15 protein-coding genes are annotated in these 16,336 nt (G+C 51.7%); 8 read left to right on the top strand and 7 right to left on the bottom strand.

Going from position 1 to position 16,336, the window contains the following annotated elements; translation table 11 throughout:
• Positions 1 to 223: 223 nt before the first annotated feature.
• A complete protein-coding gene (locus tag A372_RS0103125) occupies positions 224 to 1,702 on the bottom strand; it encodes an arylsulfatase (protein WP_019419384.1) in 1,479 nt (492 codons plus the stop codon).
• Between the two features lie 378 nt (positions 1,703 to 2,080).
• Here A372_RS0103125 and A372_RS0103120 point away from each other — a divergent pair, with 378 nt between their 5' ends.
• From A372_RS0103120 to A372_RS0103105, 4 genes are read left to right on the top strand one after another with little or no spacing between them, the layout of a single operon-like run.
• Entirely contained in the window at positions 2,081 to 2,752 is a 672-nt protein-coding gene (locus tag A372_RS0103120; protein WP_019419383.1) for a chromate transporter, read from the top strand.
• Between the two features lie 45 nt (positions 2,753 to 2,797).
• Entirely contained in the window at positions 2,798 to 3,334 is a 537-nt protein-coding gene (locus tag A372_RS0103115) for a chromate transporter (protein ID WP_019419382.1), read from the top strand.
• The gene (locus A372_RS0103110; RefSeq protein WP_019419381.1) at positions 3,327 to 4,538 is read left to right on the top strand and encodes an ROK family protein; all 1,212 of its coding nucleotides are present in this window, start codon (positions 3,327 to 3,329) and stop codon (positions 4,536 to 4,538) included. Before A372_RS0103115 ends, A372_RS0103110 begins: the two co-directional genes overlap by 8 nt.
• Positions 4,539 to 4,551: 13 nt before the next feature.
• A complete protein-coding gene (locus A372_RS0103105; protein WP_019419380.1) occupies positions 4,552 to 5,685 on the top strand; it encodes a formylglycine-generating enzyme family protein in 1,134 nt (377 codons plus the stop codon).
• A gap of 108 nt (positions 5,686 to 5,793) precedes the next feature.
• Here A372_RS0103105 and def read toward each other — a convergent pair whose 3' ends face one another.
• From def to mutY, 3 genes are all read right to left on the bottom strand, one after another.
• Positions 5,794 to 6,321, bottom strand: a complete 528-nt coding sequence (def, locus tag A372_RS0103100) for a peptide deformylase (protein ID WP_019419379.1) — start codon at positions 6,319 to 6,321, stop codon at positions 5,794 to 5,796.
• A 192-nt stretch (positions 6,322 to 6,513) separates the two neighbouring features.
• A complete protein-coding gene (locus A372_RS0103095; RefSeq protein ID WP_019419378.1) occupies positions 6,514 to 9,291 on the bottom strand; it encodes an endo-beta-N-acetylglucosaminidase in 2,778 nt (925 codons plus the stop codon).
• A 263-nt stretch (positions 9,292 to 9,554) separates the two neighbouring features.
• A complete protein-coding gene (mutY, locus tag A372_RS0103090; protein WP_019419377.1) occupies positions 9,555 to 10,658 on the bottom strand; it encodes an A/G-specific adenine glycosylase in 1,104 nt (367 codons plus the stop codon).
• A gap of 284 nt (positions 10,659 to 10,942) precedes the next feature.
• On the opposite strand from mutY, the gene A372_RS0103085 reads away from it, so the two are divergent.
• The 4 genes from A372_RS0103085 to A372_RS0103070 all read left to right on the top strand — a co-directional run bounded on the left by A372_RS0103085 (position 10,943) and on the right by A372_RS0103070 (position 13,214).
• Positions 10,943 to 11,782, top strand: coding sequence for a sulfite exporter TauE/SafE family protein (locus A372_RS0103085; RefSeq protein ID WP_019419376.1), 840 nt, complete (start codon positions 10,943 to 10,945; stop codon positions 11,780 to 11,782).
• On the top strand, positions 11,782 to 12,168 hold the full coding sequence (locus A372_RS0103080) for a DUF1634 domain-containing protein (protein ID WP_019419375.1): 387 nt from the start codon (positions 11,782 to 11,784) through the stop codon (positions 12,166 to 12,168). Before A372_RS0103085 ends, A372_RS0103080 begins: the two co-directional genes overlap by 1 nt.
• Positions 12,169 to 12,248: 80 nt before the next feature.
• Positions 12,249 to 12,725, top strand: coding sequence for an Lrp/AsnC family transcriptional regulator (locus A372_RS0103075; RefSeq protein ID WP_019419374.1), 477 nt, complete (start codon positions 12,249 to 12,251; stop codon positions 12,723 to 12,725).
• A gap of 138 nt (positions 12,726 to 12,863) precedes the next feature.
• Complete coding sequence (locus A372_RS0103070; RefSeq protein ID WP_019419373.1) at positions 12,864 to 13,214, top strand: c-type cytochrome; 351 nt, start codon at positions 12,864 to 12,866, stop codon at positions 13,212 to 13,214.
• Between the two features lie 111 nt (positions 13,215 to 13,325).
• Here the strand turns inward: A372_RS0103070 and A372_RS0103065 are convergent, their stop codons facing one another.
• The 3 genes from A372_RS0103065 to A372_RS0103055 all read right to left on the bottom strand — a co-directional run bounded on the left by A372_RS0103065 (position 13,326) and on the right by A372_RS0103055 (position 16,320).
• Positions 13,326 to 13,808: a hypothetical protein gene (locus A372_RS0103065; RefSeq protein WP_019419372.1), complete on the bottom strand. Its 483-nt coding sequence runs from the start codon at positions 13,806 to 13,808 to the stop codon at positions 13,326 to 13,328.
• A gap of 113 nt (positions 13,809 to 13,921) precedes the next feature.
• Positions 13,922 to 15,625, bottom strand: coding sequence for a sensor histidine kinase (locus A372_RS0103060; RefSeq protein ID WP_019419371.1), 1,704 nt, complete (start codon positions 15,623 to 15,625; stop codon positions 13,922 to 13,924).
• A complete protein-coding gene (locus A372_RS0103055; RefSeq protein WP_019419370.1) occupies positions 15,622 to 16,320 on the bottom strand; it encodes a response regulator transcription factor in 699 nt (232 codons plus the stop codon). Before A372_RS0103055 ends, A372_RS0103060 begins: the two co-directional genes overlap by 4 nt.
• Positions 16,321 to 16,336: the final 16 nt, after the last annotated feature.

Raw genomic sequence — 16,336 nt, 5'->3', positions numbered from 1 at the left:
GCGGTTGAGCATCGGGATACACTCATGTCTCCTTCATACCACGCGGTTAAGCATTGGGGTACACTCATGTCTCCTTCGTATCACGCGGTTAAGCATTGAGTACGCTCATGAATTTTTACCTGAGCAAAGGGGAGAGTGGCTATAAGCACCAGATGAGAGGAACATCTTCCTCAAAATAAAAAAAGGAGTCACAATTGTGCCCCCCAATTACAACCAATATTTTTCACAATATATGAGACAGACAAGCAATCGGGTTACAGCCTACGATGAGCTTCTCTCCATCACTGTAACCTTCTTCCCGCCCTTCCAGCTCGCGGATGAGCACTTGACGCCAATGCAGCACGCGTTCCTGCGCGTCTGCATCGTTAACGGCGTTATGCAATTCGTTCGGATCATGCTCCAAGTTGAAATACTGCTCTTCTCCCGTCTGCGAGAACCAAATGTACTTTTCCTTCCCATTCGTCACCCAGTGGTTCGACGCATTGCCCTGGGCTTGTTCCCCGTGAAGATAATCACGCCACCAATCCGTATTATCTCCACGTGCTACACCGATTACGCTCTTTCCATCTACGCTTGAAGGCACTGCTACACCGGCAGCATCCAGCAGCGTCGGCATAATATCGCGCATTTCCACGATCTCTTCTGCCACAGTACCTCGCTTCAAGCCGAGACGGTTGCCGGGATCGTTGACGATAAACGGAACCCTCGTACTGCCCTCATATGGCAGCGACTTGCGGAACAGATTATGATCTCCCAACAGTTCACCGTGATCCGACGTGAACACAATGATCGTTTCGTTTAGTTCCCCGTATTCGTTCAACACCTGGAGGAACCGACCGATTTGGTGATCTAAATGAGTAATTAACGCATAATAGGCAGCCATGGCATATTTCAAACGCCGCTTCGGCACATTGCCTCGGAATGTGACCGGATTGAGACCTTCCTGTGCCAGGTCTTCTTCATCCGCCCAATCCCCGACTGGGGGATCCGGAATTTCGATATCTTTATATAAATCCAAGTAAGCTTGCGGCGGATCGAACGGCGGATGAGGCCGCACAAACGACATCCAAAGGAAGAACGGCTTACTCGGGTCGCGTCGGCGCAAAAAATCGATCGACTGTGTCACCACCCAGTTCGTAGGGTGAAGCATCTCCGGCAAATGCCAAGGACGCGCAACCGTCGATGCATTGCAGTCCAGGCCAAGATCGGTCAAGTCGGCTCCCGGCACACGCTCTCTTAACCATACTAAATAATCGTCCACCTGGTCGAAATGCTCGTGTGCGGGCACGTTATGGCGAAAACGATTATGGTGCAAGTAGCCATCGTGCATGACGACATTATGGAACCCAAGCAGATTGCGCGCAGGATACACATGCATCTTGCCCACGCACTGCGTATGATAGCCTGCCTTCGCCAGTTCACCCGGCAACGTCGTGTCATAGTTCCACGGAACACAGTCCCGGTAACCGACACGCCCATGAGAACGCTGCGATTGTCCAGTAAAGATGGCTGCGCGCGCTGGAACGCATGTCGGTGTCGCCGAATAAGCGCGGTCAAAGCGGACGCCCGTGCGTGCAAGCTCGTCCAGGTTCGGTGTTTCTACAATCGGATGTCCTGCAATGCTTAAGCAATCGAATCGCATCTGATCAACCGTGATGAGCAGTACGTTCGGGCGTTTGGAAGTGGTTTTCGTGTGCGTCATCGTCAGTCTCCTTAATTTGTATTGACTTATTATCGCAACATTTCCCTTCTCTCCTACAACTTAATACTAATATGAATAAAAGTGTGCCGCAACTATCAATTTAACAGTTCGCCTCCCATCCAAACCATAAATGTTCATGATATATCGGCCAAGTTACAACAAACTTCCTACTCGGGTTATGGCAAGCTTCTAATATTGATTTCCCAATTCCTTCAATATGAGTGAAGGATAAAATAACAAACTGTGCACCTCCCACTTTCAACAAGTATTCAGCTTCCATTTTCATGAAGATAGGCACTTCTTTATTCCAAAATGAAATAAAGTAAGTTATACTTAGTGTTGAAAGGATTCCATTTTCCATGAAGGGATGATTACCGAATGAACCGACACGCACCAAACACGCTACACGTGCCGAAGCGTACCCTTCTGCTCCAATTGTTTGCCATCTTCTTAAAAATCGGACCAACCACCTTCGGGGGAGGTTATGCAATATTACCTGCGATCGACCGCGAGCTGACTGAAAAACGCAAATGGCTTGACGCTGATGAAATGAGTGAGATTACCGCATTATCTGGAGCTGCTCCCGGCGGAATCGGAGTCAACGTCGCTGCGCTCGTCGGCTTCCGTATAGCAGGCATTCCCGGATTAATCGCTGCAGTAACTGGCATTGCGCTGCCCACGATCGCAATCATGCTATTGTTATGTGCCGGTGCAACTGGCTTCCGGAATAATTCTTATGTTCAAGCCGCGCTCACCGGTATTAAACCAACTGTAATCGCCTTAATCGTCTATGCGGCGGTTCGACTCGGCCGACAATCGCTCCATAACGTCTTTGCGTGGGTCGTCACGTTAACTTCGACGGCGCTGCTCCTGTGGACACCCATTCATCCAATTCTCGTGCTCGCTATCGGCTCCGCGGCCGGACTCGCAATGGAATGGTTTCAACACGGCAATCATAAGCATGACCGCCGAGGCAAGATCTTCAAGCCTTCGGATTCAAATGTAAAGTTAGGAACTCATCAACACCAATCAAAGCAAGCGCAGGGATAAAATCAGCAAGATACTCCCGTATTCACGCAGAAAGAAGGATGCAGCATGTTATGGGACTTATTTTGGACATTTTTCAAACTGGGATTTGTCTCATTCGGCGGCGGCTATGCAATGCTGCCCGTCATCGAGCATGAGGCGCTGTCACATCAATGGTTAACTGGTCAACAGTATACGGAGGCTGTTGCGCTTGCGGGCATGGCTCCAGGTCCGATTGCGATGAACAGCGCCGTCTATGTCGGCTACATGGCCGCGGGCTGGGCCGGAAGCTTAATTACGGCTCTCGGGATTATATTGCCTTCCGCTATCATCATGTTCTTGGTTGCCACTATTTTCTACCGCGTGTATGATAATCATTGGGTGCAGTCTGCACTCGACGGCATGAAGCCGGCAGTCATCGCCTTAATCGCTTATGCGGCGGTCAACATGACGATGCACTCCGACTTTGCATCCGGATGGAACTGGGGATTGCTTCTTCCTGTCATTATCTTTGTCTGTGCCATGTTGGCGCTTATGAAGCTCCGTATGCATCCGATTGTCGTCATCCTATTATCAGGAATAGCGGGGATTATCGTATATGGATAAAACTTTGGAACAACGCATAACTTCCTTGAAGGGCAAGGAAGTGTTTCAACAAATACGCCGCACCAATGAAATTTCAAAGCATGATCTGCTTCAAGACAGCGGACTCACGGTCAGCACGCTTACTCGTGTGCTGGAAGAGCTGGTTGCGCTTGGCTTCATTACAGAGAGCGGATTAGGCGTCTCGACTGGCGGACGCCGTCCGATATTATATCGCGTGCGTCCGGAATACGGGTATGCCTTCGGCTTAGACATTTCGCGTACATCTTCCCGGCTTATTATGCTGGATATGGCAGGGATGAAGCTGGAGTCGATCGTATGGACGATGAATCAAAATATGACACCAGATACTTTGATGGCGCGCGTAACGGAACAAATACGAATTTGGTTAGACATGCATCAATTGAAAGCAAATGAAGTACTTGGTTTGGGAATAGGCGCTGTCGGACCTTTGAACCGGTTTGACGGCGTCGTTTTGCATCCGAGTTATTTCCAAGCGCCAGGCTGGGAGAACGTGCCCATTGTCTCCAAGCTGGAAGAAAGCCTGAAGTTTCCGGTCATGCTTGATAATGGTGCGAATACAGCCATACGGGCAGAGGCCTGGGCGAACCGTTCCTTGAATGTGCAGCATATGCTTTACGTCCATGTAGGCATCGGGCTTCGCTCCGCTATGATGTCTGAAGGCAAGCTAATATACGGTGCGGTTGATATGGAAGGCGCCTTAGGCGCGATGATTATTCAAGCAGATGGTGTTCCACATCGTTTGGCCGGTGGCAATTTTGGCTGTTTAGACTCTTATGCCACCGTCTATGCCCTGGAACGGGAAGCGAACGCGGGGCTCCGCATGGGACGTCGCAGCTTGCTGGAACAAATGGCGGAACGTTCCGAGACCGTTACGTTCTCGCACATTATGGAGGCTTTACAGCGGCGCGATCCGTTCGTGACGGAGCTGGTAACCCAAGCGGCCACCTATTTCGGCATCGGTCTCGCGAATTTGTTGAATGTCCTCCATCCCGAGAAGGTCGTACTGGGCGGTCCGCTCATGAGCTCCAACGATCTGTTTTTCTACACCGCTACCCAGACGGCCATTCGTAAGACATATCATTATCCGCAATATCAGGTCGTTTTCAGCAAGGGAAGCTACGGAGAGGAAGCGCTGGCCATCGGGGCCGGCCTAATGATATTGGATCGCATCACAGCAGTATAAGGAGGCCATGATGATGGATAACGAGATAGATAACGATATGAAACGTTCCGCCACAGCGGAGGAACCGAAGGCATGCTGCGCAGCACAACGCAATGCGGCTTTCTCTGCGGAACCGCAAGCGGCCGAAGCAAAGCAAACGGCAGTCGTCGATTGCTCTGGATTACATGCTTCCTATCAATCAAATTCCGATGCCGACAGTCCGCATTCGAGCGCAGTGGCCGAAGCTGCCCGAAACCTGCTCGCTGATGCGGGTCTGCTGCCATCCGAAGATTCGATCGTTCGGCCTCCTGCAACCGAGCATTTCGTCCGCCTGCAGGGCGGAGCGTTCTGGATGGGGACGGAGGATGCAGAGGCATTCCCGGCAGACGGAGAAGGGCCTATGCGGCAAGTGACCGTTGATGCATTCGCAATCTCACCATACGCCGTCACCAATGAAGAATTCGCCCGCTTCGTCGCGGCGACGGGCTACGTCACTGAGGCGGAACGGTTCGACTGGTCATATGTGTTCCACCTGCTCGCCTCGGAGAACGTGACAGCGGCCGCCATCGGAAGTCCTGTATCCACCCCATGGTGGCTGGCCGTCCACGGCGCATTCTGGCTTCAGCCAGAAGGGCCGGACAGTTCGATTGCTGTACGTATGAATCACCCAGTCGTGCACATATCTTGGAACGATGCCCTCGCTTATTGCGACTGGGCCGGGCTCCGGCTCCCGACCGAAAGCGAGTGGGAATTCGCAGCCAGGGGCGGACTAGAGCGCAAGCGTTATCCTTGGGGCGACTTGTTAAAACCGGATGAAGAGCACCGCTGCAACATTTGGCAGGGCAAATTCCCGGTTAAAAACAACGCCAGCGATGGCTATATCGGTACGGCTCCGGTCAATACGTATCAATCGAACGGTTACGGCCTGTATAACGTGTCAGGAAATGTATGGGAGTGGTGCGCCGATTGGTTTACTGCCAATCCTGCGGAACGCGGTCCGGCTGTCAACCCACGCGGTCCCCAAGCCGGTGCTGAACGCACCATGAAGGGCGGCTCCTATCTGTGCCACAAATCATATTGCAACCGTTACCGCGTGGGTGCACGGAGCAAAAACACCCCTGATAGCTCTACCGGAAATATAGGCTTTCGGTGTGTAAAAGACGTGTAAGTGTGTATGAGTTTTGGAGTATGGGAGTTATAGAAAAATGCAAAAAAGTCCTGCTCTCCCCAAGGGAAAGCAGGACTTCTGCAATTATGCGCTATTATTGCGGTATTATTACATACGTTGCACATTTCGATTTGTAATTCGTAATGCGTCGAGCAAGGATACACGCTGATGCGTCGCCTCGTGAATGATGAAATCATCCACTACTCGATCTACAAATAAGACGCCATCCAAATGATCCATTTCGTGTTGGATGCAGCGGGCAAGATACCCTTCCGCTTCCAGCGTGAATGTCTCGCCGCTGCGGTCGAGACTTCGAACTTGAATGTAATCGTATCGCTTTACCCTCCCGTAATATCCCGGGAATGATAAACACGCCTCCATTCCGTCCTGTTCTCCTTCTGCCTGCAGCAGCTCCGGATTCATGAACTCGCGGTATCCGTCGCCGCAGTCCATGACGACCGCCTGACGCAGGATGCCGATTTGCGGCGCTGCTAGTCCGGCCCGGCCTTCTTCCGCATATAACGTCTCCTTCAAATCGTCAAGCAAGGACAGTATTCGTCCGTTCACTTCCGTAACTGGCTTGCACTTTTTTCGTAATATTGGCTCTCCGAAAGGGAGAATGGTACGCACTGCCATCTTCTTCCACTCCTTATGTTGCATTGAAACGATCACGCCGTTCAGATTTGCTCTGATTATAACACAAGATGGAAATTAATATGTGCTTTCTCTGACTCCGCACGTTTCTGCAAAATGAGGAAAGGAGCGGAAAAAGGCAGACCGGAATCTGCTTCCGGCCTGCCTCTTATGTGTACGATCTACATTACAGTCTTACTTCGCTTCTGGCTTGTTCTTCAAGCCGAGCACCTCAAAGCCATAAATGCGGGCCGCCGTATCTCCACCCTGCGTCGGCTTCTCGATGACGAGGCGGGCATAGCGCGCCTCCGTCTTCGCAATCGCGTGCTTGCTTATCCCTTTTTCGTTGTCGGTCACGGTTACGGTATCAGTCCAGTTCTTGCCGTCATCGCTAAGTTGAATCTTGAATTCGCGTGTATTGAAGGCCGGCGACTCGCCGCCCGCTTCCGCATGATCAACGACGAACTGGGTAATGTCGTGTGCTTTGCCGAGGTCAACTGTCAGCCAATGCTCATCGCTTCCGACAGCGCACCATTTCGTGCTCATTTCACCATCAACAGCATATTGCGGCGCTTCGCTATCGTTCACGAAGCTGGACGCTTCCGTCTTCGAGCCGATCGCTAAATCCTCCGAGCGGAATGCCGCTTCTTTGGATACTGTAATCAGCTTGGACTTCAACATCACATCTTCGCCGACCGCATTTTTCGCTTTCAGTGTAATCTCATACGTGCCTTCCTCCGCATAGCTCACCTTCGGATGGCGTTCCGTGCTGGAAGCAGGCGTACCGCCAGGGAAGCTCCATTCCCATTCCGTTGTGACTTCAGTCGATTTGTCCGTCAATTGCACCGCTTCGCCTGGCGCTACGAACGTCATGTCGGCTTCAAAGTCCGCCGTCGGCGTCGGATATGCCGGCCATTCGAACGATTGCATAGCCGCACGGCCTTCGTCATAGTGACGGTTGACCGGCACGACTGCGAGCTGTGTCGCTTGCTCCATGCCGCTGCGCTTCATTTCGGACACATAGTAATGGTGGTTGCCTGTCGCACCGACGAACTCGCGGGAACCGTCCGGCATAACACGGTACACTTGATAGTACACCACATCGTCGCCTAACGGGCTCCACGACAGACGCGCATCAGCATAAATGCCGTCACGGAAATCATTCTCTATCATCTTCAGATCAGACACCTGACCTACTGGCGCCACTTTCTCGTTCAGATCTCGTATGGCAAGCTCACCTAAGTTGACGGAGTACAGGTTATCCCCTGTTTTGCCTTCCACTTGAACGGATACCCCAACAATCTTTTTGCCTGCATACGGGCTTAAGTCGTAGACTGCACGCGTCCAGTCACCTTTTGCGCCGACTGCTTTCGCAGACGCCGGCTTCACGATCTTGTACTCATCAGGTGCCCCCTCTAGAGCTACACCGATATTCATGTCGGCAGACTCGCTTTCATTTGCTTGATAAATAAGCGACAATTGCAACGCAGATGTTGCTGCAATATCGGTCTTGAACAGCTTCACGTTCGACGTCGCTTCTGGCGCGATCGTTCCTTTAAGCTTCAGCGAGCTGCCGCCATAGAACGATTTGTCGAAGTCAAAGCTTGGCGTGAGCTTTTGTCCTTGCTCATCCACCATCCAACGCCAAGTTGGCAGTATATCTTGCAGACTGCGATTGAACCATTCACGGTCGCGTACCGTTTTGCCAAATACGCTGAAATGGTTGCCGTTTCCTGTATTAAAATGGGTAATGAAATCCGCTTTTGTAATAACCGTCTTGTCTACGATATCGTTTGCAATACCGCGCCATGCTTTACCATTTTCCACGGTATCCGCTGGATTCTTGTTCTCCCCTACCCAGAGAATCTGATCCTTCTCCATGAACTCCTCGTTCGTCTTGGACGTATTGAACGCCCAATCTGGACGATAGAGTCCGAGCGATGTTACTGCTTTGCCGCCTTCTGGGAACAGGACAGGGAAATTATATTCGCCTTGATAACCGCCGCCGCCTTCCAAATCCATACCGGCATACAGTTCATACGGATCGCGCTTCAAGCCATCTGCTGCCTGCGGTGAGTTCTGGAATGGTGTGACGTAATCATATTTGCCTTCTTTTTTAAATTGCCAACGGAAGTCGATGAACATGTGATCAGCCACACGCTCTTCCCCATCTTGGAGGAACATGCTGTTCTTGTCCGTAAGCGCGCCTTGCCATTTCACCGGCCCCTCTTTGATCATAGAGTCGTACCAGACGACGTCCATGTTGGACGGCTTGATTTTTTGCATATATTTCAAAAATTTCTGCATGTTCTGTGCGTCTTCCGGCGTTCCGCCCTGTGTCTCTTGGTTGATGAACCAGCCGTCGAAGCCGTAATATTTGGCGACTTCCATCAGCTTATCAGCGACAGGGAATGTGCCGTCTTCCTTCTGCTGCAGCAGATCGCGCATCCATTCGATTTTGCCGCCATGCTCCGTTTGCGGGAGGAATACGGTACCGTATACCGGAACGCCGTTCTTATGGGCTGCATCAATGACATCTGCGCTTGGAGGGACAATCAATCCTTCACCTGCTGAACCGCCCCACATAATGAGTTTATCTACATATTGCCAGTAGCTGAACGCATAGCCGTGGAACTGATCGTTGCCTTGCGACGGCGCGCCGCTCGTATTTTTGTACATGGACGCCAGCGCCATGACCTTCGGCTCCGTCTTTGCATTCGGATTCACCTTATGGCCCTGCACTCGTTCGGTATTCAGCTTCACCGAGCTGCGGTTGAATGCCGCATCCTTGTCGGTCTGTGGCGACCACTCCAGCAAGGTGTCCGGATACCAATGGGACGAATGAGGCTGCGCGGCATGCGCCTGACCGGCAAATCCGGTGAGCGCCCCGGCAAGCATCGCCGTACTGAGCAATACTGCAAATTTGCGTTTCATGTTGCTGCGGGAAAGAACTGTTGGTTTCAAACGTTTCATTATAATCCCCCTCCAAGTTGTCCATTGTGCATGTTTTTCTCATGGAAATGGTCTTTGTCTATTTATCGTCGAGATTGGAAAAAAGCCCAACCAAAAAGATAACGCTTTCACCAATCATCATGTTCATTGTAAACGTTTGCGCAATAAAAAAAAGGGCAATCATCCCTAACAGGACAATCGCCTTTAATTAATCAACCAAATCTTTAATTATTCCCCTGAAAGAAATTCCGTGAAAGAGGTTGTTCATAAAGTCGCTTAATAGGTTACTGAAAGTAATCTTTTAACATACGCAAAAATAAATTTGGAAACGCCAGATGCTCCATCTCTTCCAGCCCCGTCCATTTATAGACAGTCCGTTCCTTGTCCTTCAGTTCCATTAGTTCCCGCAATTCGCAGCGGAAAACACGCATCTGCCAATGAATGTGGCTGAACGTATGCTCCGCGTCCACCCATCTAGCGGTCGGCACCGCGTCAATTCCTTCCGCAAGTAAACCGCCCCGCAGCACATCCATCGCCTCGGCCTCGTTCATCCCGAAGAGTCCGGCCTGCTTCGGAACGAGCAGATGCGGCAGTTCCCACATCTTTGCAAGCAATCCGGTTGCCGGTCGCTGTCGGACCAACACTTTGCCTGCATGTTCGCCCGTGCCTTCGATTAATGCCGCATAACGAAGCTCCGGCTTAGGAGGCTTCGCCTTCGTCTTTACTGGAAGCACGAGCTCTTCACCCGCCAGGCGGCCCGCGCAATGCTCCATGACCGGGCACAGCAGGCAAGCAGGTGATTTCGGCGTGCACACAAGCGCCCCAAGCTCCATCAGCGCTTGGTTGAAATCCGAAGCGCACCCTTCCGGAATCAGCTCTTGGGCCAGATGCTCCATATGCGCGCGCGTAGCCGGCTTCGCAATATCGTCATGCAGGCGGAAATAGCGCGACAGCACCCGCATCACGTTGCCATCTACCGCCGGCTCCGGGCGGTTGAACGCGATGCTCATAATGGCCCCAGACGTATACGGCCCGATCCCCTTCAACGCGGATACCTTCGCCTTGTCGTCAGGAACTTGTCCGCCGTACTGCGTCTTTACTTCCTTGGCCGCCGTCTGCAGATTGCGCGCACGCGAATAGTAGCCGAGCCCTTCCCACGCCTTCAGCACCTCTTCCTCCGGCGCATCAGCAAGCGCCTCAACGGTCGGAAACTTCGAAATGAACCGTTCGAAGTACGGCTTTACCGTCTCGACTCGCGTCTGCTGCAGCATAATTTCGGACACCCACGTATAATACGGATTGCTATGACGCCGCCAAGGCAAGTCTCTACGATTGGCACGATACCATATCAACAGCTCGCGGCTAAAATAACGCTTCTGTACGTCCATGACGGCCTCCCCTACTCCAAATGATGAATAATGATGAATAATGCACATGCTAAACCATTCATGCTATTAACGATATACAACCTTTATGATTAGTTCAATCCTTTCCATTAATGAACAAGCACAAAAAAGTCATTATTTTTTTACAAAAAGAAAGATAAAATCAAATTTGTTATATATAATGAAATAAAGATGTGCCATTTTTTATGAATAACGTAACTAATTAATCTATTTTTATTTCATTTCGTCATGGACACATCAGAGAATAAACATGGAAGGGAGAAACTATGTTGACGCTTTTTGCACTAAAGATCTTACTCATCTCCGTCTTTGCCGGTATCGTCGGCTCCGTGCTCGGTCTGGGTGGCGGCATTATCGTGACGCCGGCGCTTACCTTGTTGTTCGGGGTGGACATCAATCATGCCATTGGAGCCAGCATCATTTCGGTCATCGCTACTTCGAGCGGATCGGCCATCGCCTATATCAAAGACCGCATTACGAATTTGCGTGTCGGCATGTTCTTGGAAATCGCCACTACGGTCGGCGCCATAACGGGAGCCTTTCTCGGCGCCATCATCGCACCCGATTGGTTGTACGTCATTTTCGGATTGCTGCTCCTCTATTCCGCCTTGGCTATGATAAAGAAAGCGAAGAGTGAGCTGCCTGAAAATGTAGAGCCTCATCCGCTGGCGACTAAGCTCAAGCTGCACAGCCATTACTACGACAAGGCGCTGCAGCAAGAGGTTCATTACAATGTCGCGAACCCGTACGGGGGATTCGGCGTCATGTATGGAGCTGGCGTCATCTCAGGCTTGCTTGGCATCGGCAGCGGCAGCTTCAAAGTGATGGCGATGGACATGTTCATGAAGCTCCCGCTTAAAGTATCGAGCGCCACGAGCAACCTGATGATGGGCGTAACGGCAGCGGCGAGCGCTGGCGTATATTTATTCAGGGGAGACATCGATCCCAGAATTGCGGCCCCTGTCGCGCTTGGCGTCCTGACCGGAGCCACGATTGGCGCGCGCATCATGCAGCGGTTAAAGAACAAGACCATTCGCAAATTGTTCATCCCTATACTTGCCTATGTCGCAGTTCAAATGATTGTACAAGGATTGGGTGGTATGTAATGAATGAAGCAATGAATAAAAAGCAGGCGAAAGACGAGAAAATCTATGATGTAGAAGCCGCTGTCAGCACCTTTTTGCGCATCGGCGTCCTCACCAGCGCGGCCGTTATTGTAACGGGCTTGCTGCTGTTTTTGATTACCGGGCAGAGCGGTTATCCGGAACAGACCTATCCTACGACGGTGACAGGAATTGTGACCGGGCTTGTCGAAGGTAAAGCCTATGCCATCATGATGGCCGGATTGTCACTATTGATATTGACCCCGGTCTTCCGCGTCGCGGTCTCGATTTTTGTCTTTCTGAAGGAAAAAGATTATTTGTATGTCATAATTACGTCACTGGTATTCCTCATTCTCATGATAAGCTTTGCGCTTGGCAAAATTGGTTGAATGTCTGGCCATTTTCAAATCATTAGTGATTGTCCAACCAAGCAGTAAACAAACCCTTTTCCCAACCGGAGGTGCTGCGCATGCACACGCTGTATGACATTCCCGCTTCGTCGCTTGACGAGATTGACAAAACCATTTTATCGCTGCTCCACGAGAACAGCCGCATTTCCTATACCGATTTGGCTAAAGAAGTAAACCTGTCACGGGTCGCCGTTCAAGCCCGGGTGAATGCGCTAATGGAAGAAGGGGTGCTAGAGAAATTCACAATCGTCATCAATCCGGAAAAAATCGGCATCGGCGTATCCGCCTTTTTTAACGTGGAGGTAGAGCCAAAATATTTGATGCAGGCGGCTGATGAGCTGGCTTGCGAGCCTTGCGTGACCAGCCTTTATCATATGACTGGTCCGAGCAAGCTGCATATGCACGGTTTATTTGCCACGAACCGCGAGATGGAGCAATTTCTGAAAGAGAAAATGTACGTCTTGCCGGGCATTATGAGCGTAGAAACTCAAATTCTAATCAAACGCTATAAGAGCCGCATGGGCATGAAGCTGTAACCCTTATGAGATGTGAACGTTCTAGCAACAATGCGCATTACGCCTTGCTTTGGATTGGAAGAACTTCCTATACTATATTGTATACAAGATCATAGACAATGCCCGTTGGGGCACTGGATACAAAGGGGCGGATATGTGATGCTTCGACGAAGCACATCTTCACGTTATACGCTGAGCATAATCGTATTGCTTGCTGCAGGCCTTATGCTTGCCGGGTGTGGGGGCGGAGGAAGTTCAAGCTCCAAGGCGCTCGAAGGGCCGGAAGACGCCGTCGCCATCTACAAGCAGCGCTGCATGCAATGCCACGGCAATGAGATGCAAGGGCTGATGGGCGCGCCTTCTAATCTGCAGAAGGTAGGCGAACGGTTGAGCAAGGAAGATATCGTGAATACGATCAAAAATGGCGGCGAACGCATGCCGGCGCTCGGCAAGAGCCTTGACGAAGCCGACATCGAAAAAGTTGCCGAATGGCTGGCAAGCAAGAAATAAATGCATCCGTCCGTTATATGGCGATAGGCCGACACCTCGTTCTTAGGTGCGGCCTATTATTGTATTTATAGAGGTTGTTCAAAAGTCCCCTTTGCGAACACGCACTTATAGCTATTTCTTATTCTCTTGAATGAACCGAATTACTTCCCGGTGATCGGAACTGTAAAAGAACGGATGCTTAACTAGAACTTCAAGTTCATCCGAGCTATTTCCATTCAACACCATGAAGCAAGGGAGCTGCAGCACGTCAAGTGATGGATTCCACTCCTTGAGCTCATTAGCTGTGCATTGATAAGAGATGTCCACGTTCCCCGCGGCAAACATCTCATCGAGCAGTTCCTCATGCTGAATCTCGTCCTCATCATCGGCCTGTTCGCAAATAACGAGAATGCCATAGCTATGCTGCTGTGGGTCAGACGATTGCTCGGCCTGCTTGGCACCAAAATATTTAACAACGGCAAACACAATACCGGCGACAATGACACCGGAGACCGCCTTCTTCCCATTTCCTTGAATGAGCAGCAGCAGCGAAAGCGCCAGCACCGCCCATACGACGATGTACATTTTGCTCCGCATCCATCGCGAACCGTTCATTTTGCAACACTCCCCCGCTTGTCCGGTTTTCTCCTGCTTCCCATTGTACCAAAAACCAGCCTCATCGAGAAAACCAGAATCTCGACACGGCTCGTATCGGCTGCCTCACACTTTTATTCCTCGCTCACCGCATCCGATACCGGCAGCGTGAACGTAACGAGCACTCCGCCATCCACATTGCGGATAGCATATACGCTGCCGTGCTTCTCCAGCAAATGCTTCACGATCGAAAGCCCGATGCCGTTGCCGCCTGAGGCTCGATTGCCCGAGGACTCGGCTCGGTAGAACGCATCCCATATGTGCGGCAGATGCTCCTCTGACACCGGTTCGCCCTCGTTATACACTTCAACCTGCACGCAATCACCAGCGTTGTCTTGCGGCCATCGCACGCGCACTTCCACGCGGCCGCCCGATGGCGTGTGGCGGAGCGCATTCGTCAGCACATTCGTCAAAATTTGCTGCAAGCGCTGCTCATCCGAATGCACGAATACCTCTTCCTCCGGCACATTCCAATACATCGTCACGCGGCAATCCCCGGTTAATGCCTCCAGCGTCTGCAGAACGATCCGCAATGTCATCCGGAGCGACACTTCGCTCCACTGCAAGTGGAACTTCCCGCTCTCGAGCTGCGACAGGTCGAGCAAATCATGGACGAGCCGCGACATGCGCTCTGACTCGCTCACGATGACCGAAGCATATTTGTCCCGCTTCGCCCCATGCCCCACGTTATCGCGCAAAGCTTCCGCATAACCCTGAATCAGGCTGACCGGCGTCTTCAATTCGTGCGATACGCTGGCGACAAAGCGCTTGCGCAGCCGCTCCAGCTGCTTCTCCTTCTCAATATCCCGCTGCAGCTGCTCGTTCGCCGAGCGCAGCTCCTGCATCGTGCCGTTCAATTCGGTCGCGAGGAAGTCGAACGTATGCGCCAGCTCCCCGATTTCATCGTCGCGCTTGATGTCCGTCCGCGCGGAGAAGTCCAGGCGCGCCAAGCGCTTTGCCATCTCGTTCAGCTTCACGAGCGGCTGCGAAATCATGCGCGTGAACAAAAACGCGAATCCGAGCAGCAGCGCAATCGCTGCAATGTAGAAGTAGCGATAGAAGCCACCCAATAGCGAGGAGGCATCCGAGACCGGCTGCAGCGTGGATACCGTAATCATGTAGCGTTCGGCATCATTCTCTTCTGGAAGGGGAGCTATGGCCGCCCATATCCGCTCGTTCTTCTCGTCCAGCGCCCCTTGCTTGAACAGTTCGACGGCAAGACCGTCTTCAAGCGAAAGCTTCAGCATGTCGGTCAGCTTCTCTTCCAGCACGAAGTTCAGCCGCATCGCATCTGGACTGAACCAGGATGCCGGCGTTGTTGGAATGAGCTCCACTTCTTTGTATGGTGTGACAGGAGCGATAGGAGTAATCTTCGTTGGAATACCTGGGATGACAGGAGCCTCCGGCGAAGTATGAAAAATATAAATGTTCGGATCGTCCTGCTTGCGCAGACGGACCGCCTGCTGTGGACGTTCACCCAAAAATACTCGAACGTCCTTTCCCCGCTTCTCCACCACCCCCGTCAAGGAGTAGTGATCCACGTCAAAGGAAGCGGCGCGTGCCATCCATTTGTTATCGATATGCTGTCCATGGAGCTCGTCGTATAAGTCTCGAAATTCACTCTTCAGTTGGTTGGATCGCATCGTCAACGAGTACGGCTGGAAGAAAATAAGCTGCAGCACCATGAACAGTGCGGTGAACAATAAAAATCCGATCGCTGTCGTCCAGTACATTTTGACGGCAAGCCGCGGTTTGCCCGCAAATAATGACTTTTTCATCGGTATTTGTACCCGTTCCCCCTTACGGTTACGATGTGCTCCGCGTGCTCGCCCAGCTTGCGGCGCAGCCGCTTAATGTGCGTGTCCACGGTGCGGACATCCCCGAAATGATCCATCCCCCATACCTTGTCCAAAATGCTATCGCGTGTAAGCGCTTGATTCGGATGCTGCGACAAGCAGCGCAGCAGCTCGAATTCTTTCGTCGTCAACGGCAGCACGGATCCGTTCACCCGCACTTCATAAGCCGCCTCGTCGATAACAAATCCCGTCTCCTCCGCACCGCTAGCCGGTTCCGCATGACTCCAGCGCTGCAGCAGCACTCGTATCTTCGCCGCCAGCACCTTCGGGCTGAACGGCTTCGTAACATAATCGTCGGCCCCGCTCCCATAACCGGTCAGCTTGTCTTCCTCTTCCGCTTTGGCGGTCAGCATGACGATGACCGCATTCGAAAAGGAACGGATGTCTTCACACACCTCGAATCCGTTCTTCCCCGGCATCATCACATCCAAGACGACCAGGTCCACTGCCCGCTGTCGCAGGAGACAGACGGCTTCCGCTCCATCTGCCGCTTGCATCACTTCATATCCTTCATCTTCCAAATAGTCCGCTATCAATTCACGTATTAGCTGCTCGTCATCCACGACGAGAATCGTATGCTCCATATGTTCGCCAGCAAACTCCTTTCCGTCCGTCATCAGGATTTTTTATATC

Origin of the sequence: Paenibacillus sp. OSY-SE, assembly GCF_000283315.1 — a bacterium.
GTDB lineage: Bacteria > Bacillota > Bacilli > Paenibacillales > Paenibacillaceae > Paenibacillus_B > Paenibacillus_B profundus.
Note: the sequence above shows the minus strand (reverse complement) of the source record. Positions and strands in the feature narration are given on the sequence as shown.